Genomic DNA, 25982 nt, shown 5'->3' on the forward strand with positions numbered 1-25982 from the left:
TTTCGGTTGGCCAGCAACGTTCAAGTGATCGCCCAGGCGCGGTCGCGCCCAGGTTCCAGCGGCAGTGGTCAATACAGGAAGGTCAGGCCGGCGCGAGCCAGCGTTCCGCCAACGCGCCCCAGTAGGCCGCGCCGGTCAGCAGGATGTCGTCGTTGAAGTCGTAGGCGGGGTTGTGCACCATCGGCCGTTTTTCACCGTTGCCGATGAACAGGTAAGCGCCCGGGCAGCGCTGCAGCATCCAGGCGAAGTCCTCGCTGCCCATCAGCTTGCGGGTGTTGCCATCCACCGCCTCGGCGCCGAGCAGCTCGACCCCGACCTGGGTGGCAAAGGCGTTTTCCGCAGCATGGTTGACCAGCACCGGGTACGCCGGGCGGTGCTCGATGGTGCTGGTGCAGCCAAAGCTCTCGGCCTGCTGGGTGATGATCGCCCGCACCCGCTCCAGCGTCTGCGCCCGCACCTTGGCATCCAGCGCGCGCAGGCTCAGGCGCAGCAGCGCTTGCTGTGGAATGACGTTGGCCGCCTCCCCCGCCTGCAGCGCCCCGACCGTCACCACCGCGGCCTCCTGGGCATCGATATTGCGCGCCACCACCGTCTGCAGCGCCATCACCACACTGGCCGCCGCCACCAGCGGGTCGACCGTCAGGTGCGGCATCGAGCCATGCCCGCCGACGCCGTCGATGGTCACCGTGAGCAAGTCCTGCGACGCCATCATCGGCCCCTCGCGAAAGCCCAGGTGCCCCGCCGGCAGCCCCGGCATGTTGTGCATGCCGAACAGCGCATCGCAGGGGAAGCGCTCCAGCAAGCCATCGGCCAGCATCGCCTCTGCCCCGCCCTGGCCCTCCTCGGCCGGCTGGAAGATCAGCGTCAGCGTGCCATCGAACTGCCGCGTCGCCGCCAGGTAGCGCGCCGCGCCCAGCAGCATGGTGGTGTGCCCGTCATGGCCGCAGGCGTGCATGCAGCCCTGGTGGCGGCTGCTGTATGGGGCGCCGGTGGCCTCGATGATCGGCAGTGCGTCCATGTCGGCGCGCAGGCCCAGCTTGCGTGGGCTGCTGCCATTGCGCAGCACACCGACCACACCGGTCTTGCCGATGCCGGTGTGCACTTCATAGCCCCACTGCTGCAGCAAGGACGCGACCAGGGCTGAGGTGCGGCTTTCTTCGAAACCGAGTTCGGGGTGGGCGTGGATATCGTGGCGGATGGCGTGCAGGTCGCTGGCCACGTCATTGAGCCAGGCCAGGATGTGCTGATGCTGCGACATGGGGAATCTCCTCGCGCGGGTGGGTCCCGTTTTTTGTTGTTCGCTTGAGATCACGACGGGGAAAAGGCAGGTCGTGGGTGGGGACAGATAAGCGCGAGTGGGGGTGGGAGCACAATGGAATGTGGTTCCACGTGGTGGAACTGCGTTGTAGAGGGAAGGGTTTCATAGTCTTTGGTGGCGGATTGATCCGCGGTCCAGGGTGAAGCACTACTCATGTGCGGGGTTGTTTTCATCGCGGATAAATCCGCTCCTACAAGGCCTCTGGCGCGCCGTATTCCGTCGCATTGCCATCATTTAATGGCCAATTGCCCAGCCGAAAACACACCCGTTCATCGGGCAAAAAATGCGACGCGATTCACTTTTTCAAAAATAATTTTGAGGTGAATCCAGCGCTCACTCTTCCCGCGCAAAACCCACTCCCTCCGGGGCCAATCGCCTATTTTCCGCGCCCTCAACCATCAATCGATAGCAATGCGACACCATTGCACCCGTTCACAAAACAAGGAAAAAATCGCCGCCGTCGCTGGAACTTCTCCTACGACGAGCTGCCCTACACGACATTACTGGCAACACGATATTCATGTGCCAGCACCGCGATTTCAGGTCGGTGCGCAAGGCGCAACATGGACGAACAGCAAGCTTCATGGACGATGCACCAATGACCCAGACATTCGATGTCGAAGCACTGATCAGGCTGCGTGGCCAGACGCGGGCTATTTCCGATGCGCTCAAGGCGCAGGCGTCGGATTACCTCGCCACCGTGGCCCCGCTGATCCGTCCGCAAACGCTGTTCGGCGAATACCTGCAGGGCGCGCAACGCAGCAGCGGGCGCGAAACCCAGGGCCACTTCCAGTCGCTTATCGAACTCTACGAGCGCATCGGCTCGGCCTCCCCTTTCCAGCTGGTGAGCGAGCTGGACGTGCCGCTCAACCTCATCAGCACCACCCCCGAATTGTTCCCCCTCGAATACGACAAGGTGCTGGCCCAGAGCGGCCAGGTCATCCGTATCACCAGCCCGGTGCGCTGGGTGGTGGGCTTCCAGGGCTTCGAGCTGGCGCGCTTTCGCAGCGTCATCAACGACCCCAATCGCAGCAGCGCCGAGCTGTACCGCTTCGTGGTGCACTACCTGGTGCTGTTCTACTGCCTGAGCAAGTCGCCCGGCCTTGGCCGGCTGTTCGAAGGCCTGCGCTTCGGCCTGAGCTTCGAGCGCCTCAAGGGCCTGGGCGACCTGCCGTTCTGCGTCATCAGCGCGCCGGTGCGTTCGGAGCTTCCGGACGATTCGGTCATCCGCAGCAGCACGCAGATTGCCGGCAACACCAGCTTCGAAGAGCTGGTGGGCCGCGACAACATCCTGGAAATGAACGACGAAATCCGTCAGCGCCTGCTGCTGACGATCGAAGGACTGTAACGCGCGGCCCGCTACCGGGCCGCGCCAAGTTTCGCAGCGAATTGCTCGCATTGGAGATCACGATGGCGAAGAAGGAAAGTACCCAGCACAAACTCGACCGCGTTCGCGCGCCGCGGGTCCACATCACCTACGACGTGGACATCGGCGATGCGATCGAGAAAAAGGAACTGCCCTTCGTCGTCGGCGTGCTGGGGGATTTCTCCGGCAACCCGCTGGAGCCCTTGCCCAAGCTCAAGGACCGCAAGTTCGTGTTCATCGACCGCGACAACTTCAACGGCGTGCTCAAGGGCATCAAGCCGCGCCTGACCTACCGCGTCGACAACACCCTGGCCAAGAACGGCACCCAACTGGGCGTGGAGCTGAACTTCAACAGCATGGAAGACTTCGAGCCGCAGAACGTGGTCAAGCAGGTCGAGCCGCTGCGCAAGCTGCTGGAAGTGCGCAACAAGCTGGCTGACCTGCGCAACAAGATGGGCGGCAACGACAAGCTCGAAGAGCTGCTGATGGACGTGCTGCAGAACACCGAGAAGCTGAAAACCCTGGGCAAGGAATTCGGTCGCGAGGCCGCCGTCCCCGCCGCCGACGGCAACGAGTAAGCAGGAGCCAGACGATGACCGACAAACAAGCACTGCCGCAGCAGGACACCGACCTGGTCGAAGTCGAGCACTTCGCCCCGCAGGCCTCGCTGCTCGACAGCATCATTTCCGAAAGCCGCGTGGCCCGCTCGGAAACCGAACGCAGCCGCACCCGCGACCTGATCGGTGAACTGGTCGGCCAGGTACTGGAAGGCGAACTGACGCCGAGCAAGGACCTGATCGCGGTACTGGATGCACGCATCGCCGAAATCGACGCGATGCTCTCCGAGCAGATGAACGAGATCATGCACGCCCGCGAGTTCCAGCAGTTGGAGGCTTCGTGGCGCGGCCTGAAGTACCAGGTCGACCAGACCGAAACCAGCACCACGCTGAAGATCCACCTGCTCAACGCCTCGAAGAAAGACCTGGTGCGCGATCTGAAGGCTGCCAGCGAATTCGACCAGAGCGCGCTGTTCAAGAAAATCTACGAAGAGGAATACGGCACCTTTGGCGGCGCGCCATTCGGCATGCTGCTGGGCGACTACGAGTTCACCCGCAGCCCCGAAGACATGTACCTGCTCGAAGAAATCTCGCACGTCGCCGCCGCTGCCCACGCACCGTTCATTTCGGCTGCCTCGCCCGAGCTGTTCGGCTGGGACTCGTTCACCGACATGTCCGGCCCGCGCGACCTGGCGAAGATCTTCGACACCGTCGAGTACGCCAAGTGGAAGTCGTTCCGCGCCTCGGAAGACTCGCGCTACGTCGGCCTGACCTTGCCCCATGTGCTTGGCCGCCTGCCCTACGGCCCGGATACCGTGCCGGTGGACGAATTCAATTTCGTCGAAAGCGTCGACGGCCGCGACCACAACAAGTACCTGTGGATGAACGCCGCCTACGCCCTGGGCACGCGCGTCACCGACGCCTTCTCGCGCTACGGCTGGTGCGTGGCGATTCGTGGCGTGGAAGGCGGAGGCCTGGTCGAAGGGCTGCCGACCCACACCTTCAAGACCGACGACGGCGAAGTCGCGCTTAAGTGCCCGACTGAAATCGCTATCACCGACCGCCGCGAAAAAGAGCTGTCGGACCTGGGCTTCATCCCCCTGGTGCACTGCAAGGGCACCGACTACGCCGCGTTCTTCGGCACCCAGTCAGCACAGAAGCAGAAGCAGTACAACACCGACATTGCCAACGCCAACGCACGCCTGTCGGCGCAGCTGCAGTACATCTTCGCCACTTCGCGCATCGCCCACTACATGAAGGCGATCATGCGCGACAAGATCGGCAGCTTTGCCTCGCGCAAGGACGTCGAGTCGTTCCTCAACGAATGGCTGGCTGACTACGTGCTGCTCGACGACACCGCGGGCCAGGAGGCCAAGGCCAAGTTCCCGCTGCGCGAAGCCAGTGTCGAGGTCGTGGAAGTGCCCGGCAAGCCGGGTGCCTACAAGGCCGTGGCGTTCCTGCGCCCGCACTACCAGCTCGACGAACTGACCGCCTCGCTGCGCCTGGTCGCCGAACTTCCGCAATCCACCCGTAGCTGATCGAACCCAGGCCAGGAAGGCGCAGTTCACCCATGAGCCGTCACTACCAATTGGTACCCACGCTGCTCGATCGCTTGCTCGATGATGTACCGCATCAGGCAAGCGAGGCGGTGTCCGGGCGCCTGTGCTCTTTGGCCGATTACAAGGCCAGCCTGATCCGCGACCTCGAGGTGCTGGTCAATACCCGCCAGTGCCTGGTCGCCGAGCGCCTGGGCAGCCATCCGCAACTGGCCGGCAGCATCCTTGAGTACGGCATGCCCGACTTCACCAGCAAGGGCGTGCTCAACCCCGAGGACCGGCGGTTGATCCAGGCGCAGCTGGAACGCGCCATCAGCGTGGGCGACAAACGCTTTCGCGCGGTGCGCGTGCAATTGATGAACCAGCAAGTGGGCCACCGCATGCTGACCTTCCGGGTCGATGCGGTGCTGCACCTGCAGGACGCCACGCGCCAGGTGTCCTTCGATGCGGTACTCCAGGTCAATACCCAAGAATACAAAGTGCAGAACCTCAACTGATGCTCGACGATCTGCTGCCCTACTACGAAAAGGAACTCTCGCACCTGCGCTACCTCGGGCAGGAATTTGCGCGCGAGTACCCGAAAATCGCCTCGCGCCTGCTGATCGAAGGGGACAACTGCGAAGACCCGCACACCGAGCGCCTGATCGAAGCGTTTTCGTTCCTTTCGGCACGGATTCATAAAAAGCTCGATGACGAGTTTCCGGAAATCGTCGAAGCCTTCCTCGAAGTTCTCTACCCGCATTACCTGCGCCCTACCCCGGCGTTGTCGATCGCCGAGTTCTGCGCCGGCAACCGGGCGGCGTTGACCGGCTGCCATACCATCGAGCGCCACAGCGAAATCGCTTCGCGCGTTGTCGACGGTGTCGCCTGCCGGTTCCGCACCTGCTACCCGGTACAACTGTGGCCCATCGCGGTCCAGGATGCCGCGTTCGTCGAACTCGAACGCTCGGTGTTCAACGGCCACAGCGCCGACCTGGTCGCCCACCTGAAAATCGCCCTGGCGGCGACCACTGACCAGCACTTCGGCCAGCTGGACATCCACTCGCTGCGGTTCTTCCTCGACGGCGAAAGCACGTTGATGCTGCAACTGTACGAACTGTTGTTCAACAACCTGGCCAAGGCCACCCTGAGCTTCACCGAGAATGGCCAGCGCCGCGAGATCGGCCTGCCCGCCGATGCCCTGCAGGCCGTGGGTTTCGAAGCCGCCGATGGCCTGGTCGACTACTCGTCGCGCTCGTTCGCCGGCTACCGCCTGCTGCATGACTACTTCACCTTCCCCGACAAGTTCATGTTCTTCGACATCGGCGGGCTCAAGCGCAGCCTGGCCGGGCGTGACCTGCGCACGCTGGAGATCAACTTCTACTTCGCCCACTTCGAGCTGGGCGAGCGCCTGGTACGCCTGGCGCAGAACATCGGCCGCAACAACTTCAAGCTCGGCTGCACGCCGATCATCAACCTGTTCAAGCATCAGGCCGAGCCGATCAAGCTGACCCACGCGCTGCCCGAATATCCGGTGACCCCGGACGTGCGCCTGCAAGGCAACGCCGAAGTGGTGTCGATCGACCGCGTGCTGCGGGTGCGCAAGCTGGCTGGCAAAGACACGGTCAGCGCCTGCAACCCATTCTTCGAACCGCGCGGTGAGCTGGGCCCGGATGCCTGCTACTGGATCGGCCGCCGGCAACCGTCACGGCGCGGCAGCCAGGGCGGCACCGACATGCTGATCCGCGTGGTCGACCGCGAGCTGGACCTGATCGACACCAGCAACGACACCCTGAGCATCGCCCTGACCTGCAGCAACCGCGACTTGCCGCAACTGCTCAGCTACGGCGGCAACCAGAGCGACTTCAGCCTCGACCAGGACGGCGTGGTCGACAGCATCCGCATGCTGCGCAAACCCACCGCCACGGCCCGCGTGCCCCTGGGCGAAGGCCTGATCTGGCGGCTGGTCTCGCACCTGTCGCTGAACCACCTGTCGCTGGTGGCCAATGGCAAGGAGGTGCTGCAGGAAATGCTCAGCCTCTACGACTACCGGCGCACATCGGCCGTGCGCAAGCAGATCAGCGGCATCCTGTCGATCAAGAGCGAACCGGTGGTGGCGCGCATCGGCCACCCGCGGCCGAATTTCGTGCGCGGCGTGGGCATCACCCTGGAACTGGACGAAAGCCAGTACATCGGCAGCGGCGTGTTCCTGTTCGGCAAGATCCTCGATCACTTCTTCAGCCAGTACTGCACCGTCAACAGCTTCACCCAACTCACCCTGCGTACCCGTCAGCGGGAAAAGAGAATCGTACAATGGCCAGCCAGAACCGGCGATCAACCCCTGGTCTGATCGACCAGGCACGCGCGGAGCCCTACCGGTTCGAATTCTTCCAACTGGTACGGCTGCTGCGCCTGCACTACAGCCGTGCCGGGCGTATCGACCCGGAAACCCGGCCGCATGAAGACCCGCTGCGTTTTCGCTCGCAACTGTCGCTGAACTTCCCGGTCAGCGAAGTCAGCGAACTGAAGTTCGAGCGCGCCGAGCGCAGCAACATCAACGGCCAGCCGCTGTCCGAGGTGCAGGTGACCTTCATGGGCCTGGTGGGCCCGTCGGGCGTGCTGCCGCGGCCCTACACCGAGCTGCTGATGAACCGTCACATCCAGTACCGCGACGATGCCGCGCACGCGTTCCTGGACCTGTTCTCCCACCGCATGGTCGCGCTGTTCTACCAGGCCTGGCAGAAGTACCGGTTCCACATCGAGCATGAGCGCAACGGCGCCTCGGACTTCGAACGCTACCTGCTCAACCTGGTGGGCTTCGGCGAGCAAGGCCAGAAGCGCAAGTTCGGCGAAGCCGGCGCGGGGTTGCGCCACGAGCTGTACAGCCATTTCGCCGGGTTGTTCACCCAGCGCCCGCGCAACCCGCAGAACCTGCAGGCGATGCTGTGCTTCTACTTCGGCCTGACGTTCACCGTAACTCAGTTCGCCGGGCGCTGGCTGCAACTGGCGCCCGAGCAGTGCACGCGCCTGGGCCGGCAGAACGCCCAGCTGGGCCAGAGCAGCGTCGCCGGCAACCGCGTCTGGGACTACCAGTCGTGCGTGCGTATCGAGATCGGCCCGCTGGAGCTGGCCGATTACCAGCGCTTGCTGCCGGGCACCGATACCTACCGCAAGCTGGTCGAGCTGGTGCGCTTCTACCTCGGCCCGAGCCTTGATTTCGAACTGGCACCGCAACTCAAGCCCGAAGCCGTACCGGTTGCCCGCCTGGGCCGCCAAGGCGGCGTGGCGCTGGGCTGGATGGGCTGGCTGAAGCGGCCCGGCAGCCAGGCCAAGCCTGTGCGCTGCGGCATTTTTAGTATTCCTTTTGATGGGGTCTCGCTGTGAATCTCAAGTCCTTGTTTGCCAAGCTCAACGACACCTGCCGCAGCGCCACCGAGAGCGCCGCCGCGCTGTGCCTTGCCGAGCGTCACTACGAAGTGGACATCGAGCACGTGCTGTTGCAACTGCTCGAAGGCGACGACAACGACCTGCGCCCGCTGCTGCGTCATTACGATGTGGTGGTCGAGCGCCTGCAATCGCAGCTGGCCCAGGCACTGGAAGGGTTCAAGACTGGCAACACCCGCACCCCCGCCCTGTCGCCGCACATCACCCAGCTGATCGAACGCGCCTGGGTGCTGGCCTCGATCGAATACGCCAGCCAACAGATCCGCAGCGGCTACCTGCTGCTGGCCCTGCTCAATGACCCCGACCTGCGCCGGCTGGTGCTGGCCAGCGCGGCCGAACTGGAAAAGGTCAACGTCGACGACCTGCGCGCCAACCTGGCCGAGCTGATCAGCGCCAGTGGTGAAGCCCAGCAGGCCACGCCGCTGGCCGCCGCCGGCAGCGCAGCGCCCGCCCGGGCCGCGGGGTCGGGCAAGACCCCGGCGCTGGACCAGTACACCGTCGACCTGACCCGCAGTGCCCGCGAAGGCCGGATCGACCCGGTGCTGGGCCGCGAAGCCGAAGTTCGGCAGATGGTCGATATCCTCACCCGCCGCCGGCAGAACAACCCGATCCTCACCGGCGAAGCCGGCGTCGGCAAAACTGCCGTGGTCGAGGGCCTGGCCCTGCGTATCGCCCAGGGCGATGTGCCGGCGCCACTCAAGGGCGTCGCCATCCACACCCTGGACCTGGGCCTGCTGCAGGCCGGTGCCGGGATCAAGGGTGAGTTCGAGAACCGCCTGAAATCGGTGATCGAGGAGACCAAGCGCAGCGTCCACCCGATCATCCTGTTCATCGACGAAGCCCACACGCTGATCGGCTCCGGTGGCCAGGCCGGACAGAACGATGCGGCCAACCTGCTCAAGCCAGCTTTGGCGCGCGGCGAATTGCGCACCATCGCCGCCACCACCTGGGCCGAATACAAGAAGTACTTCGAAAAAGACGCCGCCCTCGCCCGCCGCTTCCAGGTGGTCAAGGTTGAGGAGCCAGACGAACAGCAGGCTATCTATATGCTGCGCGGGCTGCTCGACAAGATGCAGGCGCACCACCGCGTGGCGGTGATGGACGATGCCCTGGTGCAGGCGGTGCGCCTGTCCAGCCGCTACATCACCGGCCGGCAGCTGCCGGACAAGGCTGTCAGCGTGCTCGACACCGCCTGCGCCAGGGTTGCCCTGGGCCAGAGCGCGCAACCGGGGCGTCTTGAAGACTGCCTGCGCCTGGTCGGCCACCTCCAGGCGGAAATCACCCTGCTGCAGCAGGAGCAACGCCAAGGCAGCGACCACCAGCGCCGGCTCGAGCAACTGCACGAACAACTCGCTCAGGCCAGCGAGCGCCAGCAGCGGCTGAACCTGCAGTGGCAGCGCGAGCTGGAACTGGTGCGCCAGATCCACGCCCTGGGCGAGGCCAGTGACACCGACAACCGCACCGAACTGGCCGCACTGCGCAACCAGTTGGCCGATGTCCAGGGCGAGGAGCCGCTGGTCCACGCCCTGGTCGATGGCGCCACCATCGGTGAAGTGATCGCCGGTTGGACCGGCATCCCGCTGGGCAAGATGCTGCGCGACGAAATCGACACCGTGCAGCGCCTGCCCGCGCTGATGGCCGAGCGCGTGCTCGGCCAGGACCACGCCCTGCACGAGATCGGCAAGCGCATCAAGATTTCCCGGGCGCGCATGGAAGACCCGAACAAGCCGATCGGCGTGTTCCTGCTGCTCGGCCCCAGCGGCGTGGGCAAGACCGAGACCGCCCTGGCCCTGGCCGACACCCTCTACGGCGGCGAGCGCAACGTGATCACCATCAACATGTCCGAGTACCAGGAGGCCCACACCGTCTCCAGCCTCAAGGGTTCGCCACCCGGCTACGTCGGCTACGGCGAAGGCGGCGTGCTGACCGAAGCGGTGCGCCGCAAGCCTTACAGCGTGGTGCTGCTCGACGAGGTGGAAAAGGCCCACCCCGACGTGCTCGAACTGTTCTTCCAGGTGTTCGACAAGGGCGTGCTGGACGACGGCGAAGGGCGCGAGATCAACTTCCGCAACACGGTGATCATCCTTACCTCCAACGTCGGCACCGAGCACATCATGCGCACCTGCCTGGGGGCCGTACAGGCCCCAGCCCCGGCGCAACTGGTCGAGGACCTGCGCGAGCAGCTCAATGCCGTGTTCAAGCCGGCATTCCTCGGCCGCCTGAGCATCGTCCCCTACTACCCGGTGCAGGACGCCATTCTCGAACGCATCGTCGGCCTGAAGCTTGCGCGTATCCGCCAACGCTTCGAGCACAACCACCAGGCCCAGCTGCACTTTGGCCCGGCGCTGGTGCCGGCGATTGCCGCGCGCTGCACCGAAGTCGACAGCGGTGCACGCAACATCGACAACATCCTCTCGGGCAGCCTCATGCCGGAGCTGGCCGAGCATGTACTGGCGCGCATGGCCGAGGACCAGCCGATCAACAGCCTGCGCATCGACCTGGATGAGGCCGGTGGTTTCACCTACAGCCTGGCGTAAGGGATACACACGTTGACGCAGGGACCATCGGCAGCACGGGTGCTGCCAGAGCGAATCATCAGGAGCAGGGCAATGGGCAGGTTACTGGGTGTATTGATCGTGGCATCGGCGCTGAGCGCCTGCGGCATCACCGACCGGGTCGGCAAGCGAGTCGACGACACGTGGGCTGGCGACATGCTGTTCAGCAGCGACGAGCAGGTGATCCTCACCATCGACGGTGGCAACCAGCTGAACCCGGACGCTGCCGGCACGCCGCTGTCGGTGGTCACCCGGATCTACCAGCTCACCAGCCTGGAGCGCTTCGTCAGCAGCGATGCCGACACCTTGCAGCAGCACCCGGAGCAGGCGCTGGGCAATACCCTGCTCGACAGCCGTGAGCGGGTGGTGCTGCCCGGCATCGGCGACATCCAGCGCTGGCCCTTGAACAAACAGGCACGCTACGTGGCCGTGGCCGCCTTCTTCCGCGACGAAAGCGGTGGCCGCTGGAAGATGGCCTTCAACGCCGACGCCTTCCGCAAGGACGGCATCTTCTTCTCCTCCAGTGGCGGCCGCATCCTGCTCGACCACAACGCCATCACCGCCGAGCGCGGCCAGGACGTGCTGGAGCTGCCCAACCAGCAGGCCGTGGCCACTTTGCAGCCGGCGCAACCGCAGCCCACCGTGGCCCAGCAGCTGCAGGCCAAGGCGCTGGACTCCGCGCAGCAGGCGGCCGAACAGGCCGCCGACCAATCCATGAAGAAATCGATGAACAACCTGTTCGACTCAGCACTGGAAGGTATCCATGAGTAAGAAAAGCCGTGTGATGTGGTCGGAGGGCATGTTCCTCCTGCCCCAGCACTTCCAGTACCAGGACGAGTTCCACCAGCACCAGCTGGCCCAGGCAAGCCTGCGCAGCTCGCCGTTCCACTGGGGCGTGCAAGCCCTGGAAGTCGACGAGCAGGCCCTGAGCGGCGGCATCCTGCAGCTCAAGCGCCTGCACCTGGTGTTCCCTGACGGCTCGGTGTTCGATGCCCCGCAGCACGACCCGCTGCCCGCCGCCCGCGACCTCAAGGACGTGATGCAGGGCTCGGGCCTGAAGGTGTATGCCGCCCTCAAGCTGGCAGAACCCTACAGCGCCAACTACCTCGAGGAAGGTGCCGAACGCCAGGGCGCACGCCGCTACCGCAAGGCCTTCGATACCCTGCCCGACCTCAACGAAGGCGACCTGGAGAACGAGATCACCAGCCTGCGCCTGAACGTGGTGCTGCTGGTCGATGGCGATGCCCTGGACGGCTACAGCTATTGCCCGCTGCTGCACCTGCAGCGCAACAACCTCAACGCCTTCAGCGTCGACAGCCAGTTCGTCCACCCCGCCTTGCACCTGGGCGCCCACGACACCTTGCTGACCATCGCCCAGCGCCTGCTGGCGCTGCTGCAGAGCAAGAGCGAAACGTTGTCCGGGCGGCGCCGCGAGCGCGCCGACCAGATCGCCGAGTTCGGCTCCAGCGACGTCAGCCTGTTCTGGCTGCTGTACACCGTCAACCGCGCCTACCCGGGCCTTGCCCACTTGCTGCAGCACCCGCGGCTGCACCCGGAGCAGTTGTACCGCTTCCTCGCCGAGCTGGCCGGTAGCCTGCTGACCTTCTCGCTCAACGCCCGCCTGGATGACATTGCGCCCTACGACCACCACGATCCGGCCGCCTCGATGCTCAAGCTCGACCGGCTGGTGCGCGAGCTGCTCAACAGCGTGGTGCCCAACCAGTACATCCCGATTGCGCTGGACCAGACGCGCCCGTCGTACTACGTCGGCCGCCTCAACGACCCGCGCCTGGCCGATGCCGACTTCTACATCTCGGTGCACGCCGACATGCCCGGCGCCCAGGTGCTGGAACTGGTACCGCGGGCGTTCAAGGTCGGCTCGCCGGAAGACATCGAAGTGGTGGTCAACACCGCCATGCCCGGCGCCACGCTCAACCACTGCGTGCGCACGCCCAATGCCATCCCGGTGCGCCTGGACAACCAGTACTTCGCGATCGAACCGCATGGCCGCGTGTATGAACGCATGATGGGCGCCAACGCCATCGCCTTCTACGTGCCCAGTGCCTTCAAGAACCTCAAGCTCGAACTGATGGCGGTGCTCAAATGACTGTTGCCGTGATGCCAGGCGGCGTGACCGCCGTCGAACAACCCTCGACCCTCAAGGACCTGGTCAAGGACTTCCTGACCATGGCGCTGATGATTCGCCGGGGCAACAAGGTAGTCGACGTCAAGCGCCTGCGCGCCAGTGTCGATGAGTTCTTCCCGGCGCTGGAGCGCGATGCGCGGCGTGCCAACTACAGCGTCGAGCAGGTCAAGGACGCCCAGTACGCGCTGTGCGCGTTTCTCGACGAGAGCGTGCTCAATGCCGGGCCCAGCGAGATCCGCAACCAGATCGAGATCAACCCGCTGCAGTTCCAGTACTTCGGCGTGCACCTGGCCGGCCAGGGCTTCTTCGACAAGCTCGACAGCCTGCGCAGCGACGTCAAGCGCAACCTCGATGTGCTCGAGGTGTACCACCTGTGCCTGGCCCTGGGCTTCGAGGGCAAGTACAGCCTGGAGCAGAAAGACCAGCTGCGCTACATCGCCAACACCCTGGGCCAGGACATCGCCCGCCACCGTGCGCCACGCAAGGCACTCGCCGCGCAGTGGGCGCTGCCCGACCAGGTCTCGCAGATGCTGCGCTACGAAGTGCCGCTGTGGCTTTACCTGGTGCTGGTGGCACTTGTCTGCGGCGCCGTGTACCTGACCCTGGACTGGTTGCTGGGCAAGGAAGTCGCGGCATTGGCAGAACAGGTCCGACAACTGTTCGGCGTTTAACTTGGGTACGGTCAGGAAGACATGAAAGCACTACTGCGCTGTTTGAAGAATTTCTGGTTCGCGCTGGCCCTGGGCTGGGTGATCGGCTTGTTGATCTGCTGGTTCGCCCTGCCGCGTTGGCAGCTGGCACCGGAGCAGGTGTACGTGGCCATGACGCTGTTCAGCGCGCTGTGCCTGTTGCTGGTGGTGCTGCGCCAGTACCGGCGCATCCGCGCCGAGCAGAACATCGAGCACCTGGTCCAGCTGGAAGTCGACCGTTCGCTGGGCAGCGAAGGCGAGTTTCGCGATCAGCATGTGCTGCGCGAGCGCCTCAAGCACGCCATCGCCATGCTGCGTTCGGCACGCTCGGCAGGGGGTGGCGGCGCCTCGGCGCTGTCCGACCTGCCGTGGTACCTGGTAATCGGCATGTCGGCCTCGGGCAAGACTTCGCTGTTGACCCGCTCCGGGCTGCATGCCTCGATTGCCGGCGCCCAGGCCAGCGGCTTCGACAGCGGCACCCAGCACTGCGACTGGTACTTCAGCCCCGAGGCGGTGCTGATCGACACCGCCGGGCGCTACCTGCGTGACGATGCCTCGGCCAGCGAGTTCGCCGCGTTCCTCAAACTGCTGCGCAAGCAGCGCAGCAAGCCTGCGGTCAACGGCCTGGTGCTGGTGGTCAGCCTGCCGGAGATCATCTGCGCCACGGTTGCCGAACGCGAGGCCATCGCCGCACGCCTGGTCGGGCGCATCGACGAGTACAGCGAGTGCCTGGGGGTCAACCCGCCGCTGTACCTGATGCTGAGCAAGACCGACCTGCTGCCGGGCTTCAACCAGGCTTTCGAAGGCCTGGACAACAACCAGCGCCAACAACCTCTGGGCATGACCTTCCCGCTCGCCGAGGTGCGCAGCAAAGGCTTGCGCGCCGTGGCCCAAGCGCGCTTCAGCCAGTTGCTGGGCAGTGTTCGCGAACACGTCGACGGCCAGCTGATCGGCGCCGGCAACACGGCCGACGTCGAGCTGCTGCAGTTCCCCAATTATTTCGCCGAGCTGGCCAGCGTGCTGGGCGGCTTTCTGGAGCAGTTCGAACGCACTGCCGAAGGCCGCACACCGCCGATCGTGCGCGGCGTGTACTTTACCAGCGCACTGCAGACCGACGAGCAACTGCCGCCGGTGTATGAAGATGCGCTGGGCGCCCATTACGCGCTACAGGCCAGCGAACGCGCAGGTACCGGCCGGCTTGCAGAAAAGATCGGTGACAAGAGTTACTTCATTACCGGCACCTTCCGCGAGGTGGTGTTCCCCGACCGCAACCTGAGCCTGTACTACTCGCGCCAGGGGCGTACCCGCGCCCTCACCCCGGCGCTGGCCGGTGCCGCAGCCCTTGCCGGCGTGGCGCTGCTGGCCTGGGAAGGTGTGTCGTTCCACAACAACCGCCAAGTGCTGGGCAGTATCGGCGGCGAACTGAGCGAACTCGAACAGGCGCCGGACCAGGCCGAGCGCCTGGCTTCCGGCCAGGCCATGGAGCAGCTGCGCCGCTACCTGGGCGAGTTCGAGGGCTACGATACCCAAGGCGTTCCGCTGGCGCTGGGCGCTGGCCTGTACAGTGGCGCCGACCTGCTCGGCCCGCTGCGCCAGGCTTACCTGCAGCAACTGCGCACCCAGGCCCTGGAGCCGATCGGCAAGCAGCTGCAAGTACAACTGCGCGCGCTCAACCAGTTTGCCGAAACCATCGACCGCACCCCGTTGGCCGACAGCGGCAAGCGCCGCCCGGCCAACGCAGCGGCGAGCAACGCCGCCCCTGCCCAAGGCGTCAAGGTATTCAAGGCGCCCCAGGTGGCCGAACGGCTGACTGCCGTCGCCGGCAACGGCAGCCAGGCACTGGGCCAGGAAGGCCGGCGCCGCGCGCTCGATGCGCTGCAGGACAAGGCCCGTTCGGTATCCAGCGCCGACTCCTCGGAAGACACCGCTCTCACCGCCGGGCTGTCGCTGTCCGAAGACAGCCTCGGGCGCCTCAGCGAGCAGCAGATCGCCTCGGTGATCGAAGCGTACAGCGCGCTCAAGCTCTACCTGATCCTGTCCAACCCGCAGGCGCACCCGGATGCCGATTTCGTCGCCACCGAGCTGCCACGCGCCTGGGTCGAGGCGGCGCAGGCACAGGGGCAGGCGATCAGCCCCGAGCTGATCGCCGCCAACAGCGCCATGTACGTGCGCTACCTGCAGCAAGGCACGGCGCCCGCCCTGCGGCGCAACGAGCAGCTGGTCACCGATGCGCGCCAGAGCCTGCGCTCGTTCATGATCGCAAGCTCCCTGGTCGACCGCGAATACCTGCGCCTGCAACTGGAATCCGGCCGCCAGTATCCGGCGCTGACCCTGGCCGACATGGTCCCGGCCAACAGCCGCAACCAGCTGTTCTCGGCAGAATCGGTACCGGCTTTCTATACCCGCCAGGGTTGGGAAACGTTCGTCCAGCCCGAGCTGATCAAGCTGCTCTCGGGCGAGCTGCGCAACGACAGCGACTGGGTGCTCGACGGTGAAGGCGGCAATGGCCTGGTGCAGAAGGCCAACTTCATGCGTGAGCTGCTGGCCCGCTACAAGGCCGACTACGCCGATGCCTGGTTCACCTTGCTGCAAGGCGTGGGTGTGCGCCACTTCACCGACATGGCCAATGCCAGCGAACGCCTGACCGTGCTCAGCGACGTGCAGAACTCGCCGGTCAAGAGCCTGCTGGCCGCGGTCAACCACAACACCGACTGGGACCTGCCCAAGCAGGCCTCCGCCTCCCCGGCCAATGCTGCCGAGGACAGCTTCTGGAGCAGCATCAAGGGCGTGTTCGCCAGCCAGGGCGCTGCGGCAGAAGCCATCGTCGCCAAGCTGCCACGGGTTGACGACGCCAGCCTGGCCAAGCGCTTCGAGCCGGTCTCGCGGCTGTTCGCCGCGCAAAACGCCGAGGGCGCCGACAGTACCGTGATGGACCGCTACCTGGCTGCCCTGCGCAAGCTCAAGGTGCGCCTGAGCAATATCCAGCGCTCCCAGGACGTGGGCAAGAACAGCAAGCTGCTGATCAGCGAAACCCTCGAAGGCCAGCCTTCGGAGGTGACCCTGGTGCGCAACTACATCGAGACCAGCGTCGACACCAGCGCCGGCAGCCTCTCCGAGTCGCTGCTGCGGCTGTTCAATTCGCCGCTGCAGTACACCTGGGAAACCCTGCGCGACCCCGCCGGGCAGCAGATCGCCAAAGCCTGGGCGCAGGACATCGCCCGCCCCTGGCAGCAAGTCATGGCGCACCGCTACCCGATCGTCGCCAGCAGCGACAACGAAGCCTCGGTCAAGGACCTGCAGCGCTTCGTCGACCCCGACAGCGGCTTGCTGCCGGCCTTCAAGCGCAACCAAATCGGCAACCTGGCCGCAGGCGAAGGGCTGGGCATGGGCAGCGGCAACAACACCAGCCCCCTGGTCAACGCGCGGATGGTCGACAGCATCGACAAGGCCAGCTCCGTGGGCCAGGTGATCGCCAGCCTGTCGGACCGCGAGAACGGCTTCGAGATCATGCTCGAACCGTCCGCCCGCTACACCGACATCATCTTCACCCTCGATGGCCAGGAGCAGCACTACCGCAACGGCCGCACCAGCTGGAACCGTTTCGCCTGGCCAGGCAGCAACAACACACCGGGCGCACGCCTGGACGTGGTGACCCTGGAAGGCCAGCGCATCACCGTGTTCGACTACCCCGGCCGCTGGGGCCTGCTGAAGATGAATGACAGTGCCCGGGTCAGCGACCTGGACACCATCCAGCAGCGTTTTACCTGGCAATCGGTGGCAGGCCCGGTGAGCCTGGTGGTACGCAACTACGGCGGGGTGAAGATGACCGACCTGGCCCAGGTCAAGGCACTGAGCGTGCTCAATGACAGCGCGCGGGTGAACTGACGATGGCAAGCACGATGCAAGGGGCCCGCGCACGATGATCGGGTGTTTCGGCAAAGTCCCGGCCAGCGCCGACTTCGTCAGCCTCAACGGCGCCCTGCCGGAGGTCTGCGAGTTCGACCTGTGGCTGCAGAACGGCCTTGGCCGGATGCAGGCCGAAGCCGACTGGCGCGAGCGTTTCGACGCCCTGCCGGTGTGCTTCTTCTGCTACCGCAGCCGCAGCGGGCAGTGGCTGCTCGGCGGCTTCATCAGCTCGCGCGACACCAGCGGACGGCGCTACCCGTTCATGGTGTTCCAGAGCATCCGCGTGGAGCACGACGGCCAGTTCGTCAGCCCACACATCCTCAGCGAGCTGTTTGCCGGGCAGATCAAGCCGCTGCTGATGCAGGCCGCGCAAGGCAGCGACATGGCCGAGCTGTTCGCCCGGATCAAGGCCATGCGCGGCTGGACCGCGCAAGACCTGGACCTGTACCGCCGGGTGCACGAGAAGTTTCTGCGCGATTTCAACCTGCACGACGTCGCCCGGCCGTTGCGCCACAGCTACCCGGAGTTCGACACCCAGGCCGGCATGGCCAGCCTGTACCGCCTGCGCGCCGCCCTCAAGCACGGGCAGCCTGCCGCGATCAACCTGCCCCTGCCTGCGCAGAGCGGGCTCAAGCGGCCGATGGCCGACCTCTGGTGCACGCTGCTGTCACGCCTGCGCGGCAGCGCCGGCATGCCGGATGTCAGCGTGCTCGTGGACAACTTCATGCGCCCGGGACTGCTGTGCTTCGCCTCGCGCGGCTGCGACGAGGTGTACCGCGTGCTGACTGGCGTGGCCGGCGCCCATGAGCGCTACAACCTGCTGGACCCTTTGCCCCAGCCAGCGGCAGGTGGCGCCTTGGCGCTGCCAGCCGACGACCTGGCGCTGAACGATTTCATTGAGCGCTTTGCCAGCGCGCGGGACGAACAGTATCGATGAACAGGCTCAAGTACTACTTCTTCAAATACCAGCCGTATGTGCTCGGCGTGGTGTTCTTCCTGGCCATCTTCCTGGTCTGGGCGGCTGGCGTGGCGCTGGGCTTTGCCTCGCTCTACAGCCTGCTGGCCGGTATCGGGCTGTTCATGCTGTTGTCGGCCGCCTACGTGCTGCTGATGTACCGAGGCGTGTCCAACCACCACGACCTGCAGGCCCTGCTGCGCGATGACGCCGACCAAGCGGTGCTCAATGCCAGCCCCCAGGACCGCGAAGAAGTGAGCCTGCTGCGCGAGCGCCTGCTGCAGAGCCTGGAGCGCCTGCAGGGTTCGGCCAAGCCGGGGGCGAACAAGGACGCCCTGTATGCCCTGCCCTGGTACCTGGTGATCGGCCAGCCGGCCTCGGGCAAGAGCACCATGCTCTACCAGTCCGGCCTCACCTTCCCTTACGCCGACCGCGAAGGCGCACGGGTTGCAGGCCTTGGCGGCACACGCAACTGCGATTGGTTCTTCAGCTCCGAAGCCGTGCTGCTCGACACCGCCGGGCGCTACATCGACAACCAGGAAGAAGCCGGCAAGTGGCGCGCCTTCCTCGGCCTGCTGCGCCAGCACCGCCAGCGCCGCCCGCTCAACGGCCTGATCGTGGCTGTCAGCATCGAAGACATCCTCAATGCCGGCGCCGAAGGCCGCGAGCGCCTGGCCAAGCGCCTGCGCGAGCGTATCCAGGAGGCGCACGAGTTGCTGGCGCTGCGCTTGCCGATCTACCTGGTGTTCAGCAAGTGCGACCTGCTGCCAGGCTTCACCCATTTCCTGCGTCAGCTCGACCCCGCCGCCCGTGACGAGGTCATGGGCAAGACCTTCGCCCACGAAGGCTTCGCACAGGCCGATTGGGGCAGCCGCTTTGCCAGCGCGCTGGACGCGTTGGTCGAGCACTGGCAGGCACTGGCCGACCAGCAAGTGCTTGAGCAGGACATCCAGCTGACCCGCCAGGACCCGGCCGCCTACCGCCTGCCGCTGGAGCTGGCGGCGCTCAAGCCGCTGCTCAAGGGTTTTGTCACCGACCTGCTGCGCGCCAACCCTTACCAGAGCGCCGAACTGCTGCGTGGTTTCTACTTCACCAGCGCCCTGGACGCCGATGAGCCGGCCCAGGGAGCCTATGCCCGCCAGGTGCGCGAGCGCTTCGCCCTGGCCGCGCCTGCCCACACCGCGGGTGGCCACAACCAGGCCGCGCCGCTGTTCATCGCCAGCCTGTTCCGCAAAGTGATCATCCCTGACCAGCACCTGGTGGCGCTGTACACCAGCAACCACCGCGAGGCCCGGCGCAAGGCCGCCTGGGTCGCCGCCGCTGGCGTTGCGGGGTTGACGTTGTGCCTGGCCTGGGGCTGGTCGTACAGCAACAACAAGGCCGCCATCCAGGCCGTGGCCGGCAATCTGCAGGCCGCCCAGCAACAGGACGCCGCAGCCAGCCAGCAGTACACCGATTGGCACACCCTCGACCAGCTGCGCCAGGCGGCGGCCGAACTGTATGCCCGCCACCACGTCGACGGCGTGCCGCTGGCCATGCGCATGGGTCTGTACAGCGGCCACGACATCGAGCCCTTCATCCGCGAGCGCTATTTCGCCCAGCTGGAAAAAGTGATGCTCAAGCCCACCGCCGACAACCTGACGCGCTCGCTGTACCTGCTCAGCAGCATCAAGATCTACCAGCGCAATGCCGCGCGCCTGGAAGCGGTGAGCGGCATCGACAGTGTCGAGCCACGCGCCCTGCCGGTGGACAACCGTGCCCAATCGGTCGCCACGTTCGGCCAGACCACCCTGGACACCTACCTGATGCTGTCCAAGGCCCAGCGCGAGCAAGCCGAGCCAGCCGTGCTCAAGGCGCGCATCCCCGACTACTGGTACCCGGCGATCTACAAGCAGGTGCCACGCACTGCCGGGCAATCCGCGCAAGCTGCCGGCGAAGCCGACGACTACCAGTTCGCCGGGCGCCAGATCGCCTTCTACAGCGACCAGGTCCGCGAACCGGACGTGCCGCGCATCCTCAACAACGCGTTCCTGATTTCCAGCTCGCGCAACTACATCAACAGCCTGCTGTCGCGCTCGCTGCGTGCCATCGAGACCATCACCCTGGAGTCCGACACGCTGTTCGCCTTCGGCCGCGCCGACTTCCAGAGCCTTGAGGCCGCCGGCCAGCGCCAGTTGAGCAGCATCGCCAACAAACTGCTGAACACCCCCAACGTCGGCAAGATCGTCATCACCGGCCACGCCGACCAGATCGGCGATGCGCAGAGCAACCTGCAGGTTTCGCGGCAACGCGCGCAGACCATCAAGACCTACCTGGTGGGCAAGGGCCTGCCGGCAGAACTGGTCGACGCCGTGGGCGAAGGCAGCAACAAACCACTGGTGCGCTGCAACCTGCAAGCGCCGCGCGCCGAACTGATTCAGTGCCTGGAACCGAACAGGCGCGTAGAGATCGAGGTCCGGGCACTTGATTGACGCCCGGTCTCAATACGATCCCGGTGAACCGTTCGCCGGGGTCAACCTCAGGGCAGGTCCACGCTATGGATCATGGAAGCCCTTTACACCTATGGAGAAACGTAAAAATGGCATTTGACGCTTACCTCAAGATTGACGGCATCCCAGGCGAAGCACTGGACGACAAGCACAAGGACTGGATCGAAGTACTGGGCTACCAGTACGGCGCCACCCAGGCCACTTCGGCCACTGCCAGCTCCTCCGGCGGTGCGTCGTCCGAGCGTGTCAATCTGAGCGACTTCACCATCCGCAAGTACGTCGACAAGGCCTCTGCCAAGGCCTTCGAGGCGTGCTGCAAAGGCCAGCACATCAAGGAAGTGGTGCTGAACGTGAACCGTGCCGGTGGTGACAAGGTGACCTACCTGACCATCACCCTCGAAGAAGTGGTGATCTCCTCGGTCAACTTCCTTGGCAACCTGCCGATCGACGGCGAAGCCAAAGCCGAAAGCGACCTGCCGATGGAAGAGATCAAGTTCAACTTCTCGCGCATCAAGACCACCTACACCCAGCAGAAGCGTTCCGATGGCGCAGGTGGCGGCAAGGTCACCGGCGGCTGGGACCGTTCGCTGAACAAGGTCTATGCCTGAGCCTGACCTGAGCTGCCGCCGGTAACGGGCAGCTCGCTCGAGGGTCCCGTGCCGCTTCGGCACGGTGACCTTCCTTTTACCTTTGCTGCAGAGCCGTCCATGACCGACATTCTCGACGACCTTTCATTGTCTGCCTTGCGCGCCCCGATCGATGGCGGTGCCGGCGAGGACCTGAGTTTTTCCAGCCTGTTCGATCAGATCAAGGAAGCTCGCCGCGCCGATGCCGACTACCTGACCCAGGGCGACTGGCAAACCGACCTCAAGCAGGCCGACTGGGAGCAGGTGATCCAACTCGCTGCGGCCGGCCTCACCGAGCAAAGCAAGGACCTGATGCTGGTGGCGTGGCTGAGCGAAGGCCTGGCCCACCGCAAGCACTTTGTTGGGGTCCGTTTTTCCCTGGCAGTGGCCCAGGCCCTGCTGGAAGATTTCTGGGACACGCTGTACCCCGCCCTCGACGAGGGTGTGGAGGAACGCGCGGCCCGCCTGGCGTGGCTGACTACCACGCTGACCCAAGTGGTGCGCACCCTGCCGATTACCCAGGGGCAACACTACAGCCTGCACAAGTACGAAGAGTCGCGGCAGGTCGAGAACCTCGCCCGGCAAAACCCCTCGGCAATGCACCAGGAACTGGAAGAAGGCAAGATCAACGCCGAACTGTTCCAGCGCTCGGTGGTGCTCACCGACACCGAACACCTGCACCTGCGCCACGCCCAGATCAGCCAGTGCCTGCACGCCTGCCAGCAGCTGCAAGCGGCCGCCGACGCCGCGTTCGAGCAGGATGTACCAAGCTTCCTGGCACTCAATGACGTGCTGCTGGACGCCCGCCAACTGGTCGAGCGCCTGCTCAAGGAGCGCGGTGTGGAACGGCTCACGGCGCCCGCCCCGAGCGAGCCCGAGCACAGGCCAGAAGCCGACGCCGTTGCCACCCGCGCGCCCACGCAGCGCAGCAGCGATGCGCCCCTGCGCACCACCCCGCTGAACCGCGAGGAAGCCTTTGCCCTGCTCCAGGGCGTGGCGCAATTCTTCAAGCAGACCGAACCGCACAGCCCGGTGCCGTACCTGGTGGAGCGGGCGATCAAGTGGGGCAACATGCCGCTGGAGTCCTGGCTCAACGATGTGATCAAGGACAGCGGCGTGGTCGATGGCATCCGCGATGTGCTCGGCACCTTGCAACCTCGTGACTGATTTGTGGTCCTAGCCGCCAGAAAAGGAGTTTCGACATGCGTCCGATCATTCTCTTGAACGACCCCACCGACCGCGGCGGCATGGTCGTGCAGGGCTCATCCTCCACCGTGGTCAACGGCCGCGCCGTGGCCCGGATGGGCGACAAGGTGATGTGCCTGCACGGTGCCTGCGTGATCGCCAGCGGCGACAGCACCACCCTGGTCGACGGCATGCCGGTGGCCCGCCATGGCGACAAGACCGCCTGCGGCTCCAGCCTGATCGCGACCAACAGCGACACCGGAATACTCTAAGGACAGCCCGCATGTTGAAACCCTTTGCCCAGGGCCACCGTTCACTGTGGGATGTGATCGGCGAGCGACGCGAACAGCAACAGCGCCTGGCCCCACCGCCGCGCCCCGTGGCGCACTACGACAGCACGCGCATTGGGCTGGCCGATGCCTGGCTGTGGCTGCCCAACCTGAGCCCGGCCGAGGCCAGGGCCGGCAAGGCGCTGGGCAAGCTGACCGCCGATTTCGAACACGACCCACGGCTGGTCAGCCCGGCCGGGCACCGGCGCAATGTGCGGCGCATCCGTGCAGGTACTGAGCGCGCCGAAGTCCATGCCCTGCCAAGGGCGCGGCAACTGCTACAAGGCATGTTCGGCCAATGGCACGACTTTGCCGCCGAGCTGGACTGGGACCAGACCCAGGTCGTGCTGTTCGCGCCGACCGACATAGAGGCCGACCCGTGGCTGGATGCTGCGCTGGAAATGTGGCCATTCGACTACCTGCCCGGGCACGGTTTCATCGCCCCCGAGCAAGCCTTTGCCACCTGGCTGCCCTGGGCGCTGCAGAATGACCTGCAGGCGCCGAACCTGCTGTGCATCGGCCTCGACTCGTGGGCGACCCTGGCCAGGGCCGGCGGCCTTGCAGGCGAGCGCATGGCAGGCGAAGCGATTGCCGTGCTGAACCTGCAACGGGTCGACCTGGCCAACCCCGAAGGCAATGCGCGCTGGCAGCTTTATCCGCCAGTGACCGAGGCCCATGGCCCGCGCGCCTTGCAGCCGCGCAAGAGCACGGGAGGCCTCGAGCAGGTGGCCGAGCAGTTGTGCGAACGCAGCCGTATGGCAATCGCCGAAGTGAAGGCCCTGGTCACGGACGGCCACCACGACGACAACCGGCTTGAGCACCTGTATCAGTTCCTCAACACCTGCCTGCCCGACTGCGACCTGCAGCAGCACGTTATCGGGCATGCCCTGCTGGCGGGCGAATACGGGCATGGGATCAGCGAGATGAGCGCGCTGGCGCTCGCCTTGCAGGCGGCCAACAGCCTGCAGGGCGCGGTGCTGGTGTTCGACCGGCATGGCTCGACGCAGACCCAGGGGTGGTTGCTTGGCCCTTCGCAGGTAGCAGTTGCTGGCCTGCAAACGAGTGAGCACACCTGATGATGAAGTTCGCCAGATATGCATTTTTGCTGGGGCTTGTCGGCTGTGGGGAGGCGGACATGAATCGCGAAAAGCCCACTATACGATTTGAGTTGGGCGCGCCTGTCGAGAAGGCGCTAGGATCTTCTTCGGAGCAGTTCGGCAAGGACTGCAAGTTAGGCATTTGCCTCTATAAATATTCTCTTTCATTTAGCAGAGATCGTCGCGCGACCGTATTAATGAACCCTAAAACCACGACCTCTTTAAATTTTGAGGATGCGGTGAGCGTGACGCTCGGCACAGATGAAAGCGATATCGTAAATGATGCAGAAATCACGCTTGGTGGCGTCAGCCCTAACTCACCACACGCCCAGGCCATGGGCTACTTCTATCAGCGAGTAGACAACTTGCTGGCACAGGGTTGGCATCGGTTCATCATGCCGAACGAGGCAAGGATACCGGGTTTAGAAGCCAAAAAATTTGAAAGCACCAGCAGGGTGCTGAGCAAGCCCGTCGGCACAGGTCCATGGCTTGACCCTTCACTGAGATTAAACTTGGAAGAGTGGCTATCGCTGCCAATGTTCAACGACTGGTACTTTTATAAAGATGGTATCTATCTGATTCTAAGCATGCAGCGAGAGAACAGCGCTGAATCGCCGCGAGAAAAGGGATCTTACCTATTTACATTAAATGCACGGTCCGAATCGGAGTTCTACAAAGAATTTGTTGCGAGTGACGATCGTGACGATTGGCTGAAACTTATTCCTGAAGAACTCAAACGCATGGCCCAGGAACGCGCCCAAACCGAAGCACGCCTGAAGCAGATGGGCATCGCCATCGATGAAAACTACCAGGACCCGCCCATCAAGGCCCTGGAATAACCCACTGAATATTCAAGCCCCTTATATGCATGAAAGTATTCGCACCATCGCAAACTGGAGTGACAATGTATAAGATCTCAGGGCTTGCTATATTTATCCTCCTTGCAGCGTGTGGAGAGTCACAGATGGGCAGCAATAAGCCAGCTATAGAATTTAAAATTAACGAAAGTATCGAAAGTGCAGCCTCTAATTCTTCTGTTGAATTTCAAAAGGATTGCATGCTCGGCATCTGTCTCTACGAATATTCGCTGTCATTTGCTGAGAGACAGAGGGCGGATCTTACCATGAACCCTCACTCATCGACATCCCTTCATTTCGATGATGCCGTAGCTGTTACGCTAGGTACTTACAATAGCGACATTATAAATGATGCTAACATTACCCTAGGGGGCGTCAACCAAGACTCTTCATATTCGCTTGCTATGGATTATTTTCGCAAGCTGGCAAACGGTTTACTCGACCAAGGATGGCATCGATTTATCATGCAAAACGAAGCCAGGATTTCGGGGGATCAGGCGAAAAAATTCGACAACCCCAGGTCGGTCTTGGGCAAACCAATCGGGACAGGTCCTTGGAGTGATCCCGCATTAGTGCTTACTCAGGAAGAATGGTTGGCCATGCCAATGTTCAGCAACTGGTATTTTTACAAGGATGGTATCTATCTGACACTTTTCGTCCAACGTGAAAAGAGCGAGACTGCTCCTGAGGAACAGGGTTCCTATTTATTCACTCTCACCGTCGAATCCGAATCTGAATTCTACAAAGGTTACTTTGAAAGTGAAGACAGGGAGAAATGGACAACCCTTCTCCCCGCTGAACTCAAACGCATGGCCCAGGAACGCGCCCAAACCGAAGCACGCCTGAAGCAGATGGGCATCGCCATCGATGAAAACTACCAGGACCCGCCCATCAAGGCCCTGGAATAACCCACTCTTCAGCCCCCACT

At 64.2% G+C, this 25982-nt stretch carries 20 protein-coding genes; 19 read left to right on the plus strand and 1 reads right to left on the minus strand.

The window, feature by feature from the left end:
- Positions 1-82 precede the first annotated feature (82 nt).
- On the minus strand, positions 83-1258 hold the full coding sequence (locus ACIPG5_RS17445) for a M20 aminoacylase family protein (protein WP_401376630.1): 1176 nt from the start codon (positions 1256-1258) through the stop codon (positions 83-85).
- Positions 1259-1916: 658 nt separating this feature from the next.
- On the opposite strand from ACIPG5_RS17445, the gene ACIPG5_RS17450 reads away from it, so the two are divergent.
- The 19 genes from ACIPG5_RS17450 (at position 1917) to ACIPG5_RS17540 (ending at position 25962) form a co-directional block, all read left to right on the plus strand.
- On the plus strand, positions 1917-2666 hold the full coding sequence (locus tag ACIPG5_RS17450) for a hypothetical protein (RefSeq protein WP_401376633.1): 750 nt from the start codon (positions 1917-1919) through the stop codon (positions 2664-2666).
- 62 nt (positions 2667-2728) lie between these two features.
- The gene (tssB, locus tag ACIPG5_RS17455) at positions 2729-3262 is read left to right on the plus strand and encodes a type VI secretion system contractile sheath small subunit (protein WP_176517277.1); all 534 of its coding nucleotides are present in this window, start codon (positions 2729-2731) and stop codon (positions 3260-3262) included.
- Between the two features lie 14 nt (positions 3263-3276).
- Positions 3277-4779 carry a type VI secretion system contractile sheath large subunit gene (gene tssC, locus ACIPG5_RS17460; protein WP_176517278.1) on the plus strand — a complete coding sequence of 501 codons (1503 nt, stop codon included), beginning with the start codon at positions 3277-3279 and terminating at the stop codon, positions 4777-4779.
- Positions 4780-4811: 32 nt separating this feature from the next.
- Positions 4812-5294 (plus strand): type VI secretion system baseplate subunit TssE, encoded by a 483-nt coding sequence (gene tssE / locus ACIPG5_RS17465; protein WP_176517279.1) that lies wholly within the window; start codon positions 4812-4814, stop codon positions 5292-5294.
- Positions 5294-7126, plus strand: coding sequence for a type VI secretion system baseplate subunit TssF (tssF, locus tag ACIPG5_RS17470; RefSeq protein WP_176517280.1), 1833 nt, complete (start codon positions 5294-5296; stop codon positions 7124-7126). The genes tssE and tssF overlap by 1 nt, the downstream gene beginning before the upstream one ends.
- Positions 7090-8160: a type VI secretion system baseplate subunit TssG gene (tssG, locus tag ACIPG5_RS17475; RefSeq protein WP_176517281.1), complete on the plus strand. Its 1071-nt coding sequence runs from the start codon at positions 7090-7092 to the stop codon at positions 8158-8160. Before tssF ends, tssG begins: the two co-directional genes overlap by 37 nt.
- On the plus strand, positions 8157-10757 hold the full coding sequence (tssH, locus tag ACIPG5_RS17480; protein WP_401376639.1) for a type VI secretion system ATPase TssH: 2601 nt from the start codon (positions 8157-8159) through the stop codon (positions 10755-10757). Before tssG ends, tssH begins: the two co-directional genes overlap by 4 nt.
- 72 nt (positions 10758-10829) lie before the next feature.
- On the plus strand, positions 10830-11546 hold the full coding sequence (gene tssJ / locus ACIPG5_RS17485) for a type VI secretion system lipoprotein TssJ (protein ID WP_176517283.1): 717 nt from the start codon (positions 10830-10832) through the stop codon (positions 11544-11546).
- Positions 11539-12882 (plus strand): type VI secretion system baseplate subunit TssK, encoded by a 1344-nt coding sequence (gene tssK, locus ACIPG5_RS17490; RefSeq protein ID WP_176517284.1) that lies wholly within the window; start codon positions 11539-11541, stop codon positions 12880-12882. Before tssJ ends, tssK begins: the two co-directional genes overlap by 8 nt.
- Positions 12879-13592 (plus strand): type IVB secretion system protein IcmH/DotU, encoded by a 714-nt coding sequence (icmH, locus tag ACIPG5_RS17495; RefSeq protein WP_176517285.1) that lies wholly within the window; start codon positions 12879-12881, stop codon positions 13590-13592. The genes tssK and icmH overlap by 4 nt, the downstream gene beginning before the upstream one ends.
- Positions 13593-13613: 21 nt before the next feature.
- On the plus strand, positions 13614-17495 hold the full coding sequence (locus tag ACIPG5_RS17500) for a type VI secretion protein IcmF/TssM N-terminal domain-containing protein (RefSeq protein ID WP_401376644.1): 3882 nt from the start codon (positions 13614-13616) through the stop codon (positions 17493-17495).
- A 34-nt stretch (positions 17496-17529) separates the two neighbouring features.
- Positions 17530-18453 carry a type VI secretion system-associated protein TagF gene (tagF, locus tag ACIPG5_RS17505; RefSeq protein ID WP_286914789.1) on the plus strand — a complete coding sequence of 308 codons (924 nt, stop codon included), beginning with the start codon at positions 17530-17532 and terminating at the stop codon, positions 18451-18453.
- Entirely contained in the window at positions 18450-20942 is a 2493-nt protein-coding gene (gene tssM / locus ACIPG5_RS17510) for a type VI secretion system membrane subunit TssM (RefSeq protein ID WP_401376647.1), read from the plus strand. The genes tagF and tssM overlap by 4 nt, the downstream gene beginning before the upstream one ends.
- A 107-nt stretch (positions 20943-21049) precedes the next feature.
- Positions 21050-21568, plus strand: coding sequence for a type VI secretion system tube protein Hcp (locus ACIPG5_RS17515; protein WP_176517289.1), 519 nt, complete (start codon positions 21050-21052; stop codon positions 21566-21568).
- Between the two features lie 99 nt (positions 21569-21667).
- Positions 21668-22753: a type VI secretion system protein TssA gene (gene tssA / locus ACIPG5_RS17520; RefSeq protein ID WP_401376650.1), complete on the plus strand. Its 1086-nt coding sequence runs from the start codon at positions 21668-21670 to the stop codon at positions 22751-22753.
- A gap of 35 nt (positions 22754-22788) precedes the next feature.
- On the plus strand, positions 22789-23043 hold the full coding sequence (locus ACIPG5_RS17525; protein ID WP_176517291.1) for a PAAR domain-containing protein: 255 nt from the start codon (positions 22789-22791) through the stop codon (positions 23041-23043).
- An 11-nt stretch (positions 23044-23054) separates the two neighbouring features.
- On the plus strand, positions 23055-24176 hold the full coding sequence (locus ACIPG5_RS17530) for a hypothetical protein (RefSeq protein WP_401376653.1): 1122 nt from the start codon (positions 23055-23057) through the stop codon (positions 24174-24176).
- Positions 24176-25036, plus strand: a complete 861-nt coding sequence (locus ACIPG5_RS17535) for a hypothetical protein (protein ID WP_401376656.1) — start codon at positions 24176-24178, stop codon at positions 25034-25036. Before ACIPG5_RS17530 ends, ACIPG5_RS17535 begins: the two co-directional genes overlap by 1 nt.
- A gap of 125 nt (positions 25037-25161) precedes the next feature.
- Positions 25162-25962 carry a hypothetical protein gene (locus ACIPG5_RS17540; RefSeq protein WP_401376658.1) on the plus strand — a complete coding sequence of 267 codons (801 nt, stop codon included), beginning with the start codon at positions 25162-25164 and terminating at the stop codon, positions 25960-25962.
- The last annotated feature ends 20 nt before the right edge of the window (positions 25963-25982 follow it).

Source organism: Pseudomonas sp. NPDC087029 (assembly GCF_044745345.1).
In the GTDB taxonomy this organism is placed as follows: domain Bacteria; phylum Pseudomonadota; class Gammaproteobacteria; order Pseudomonadales; family Pseudomonadaceae; genus Aquipseudomonas; species Aquipseudomonas faucium.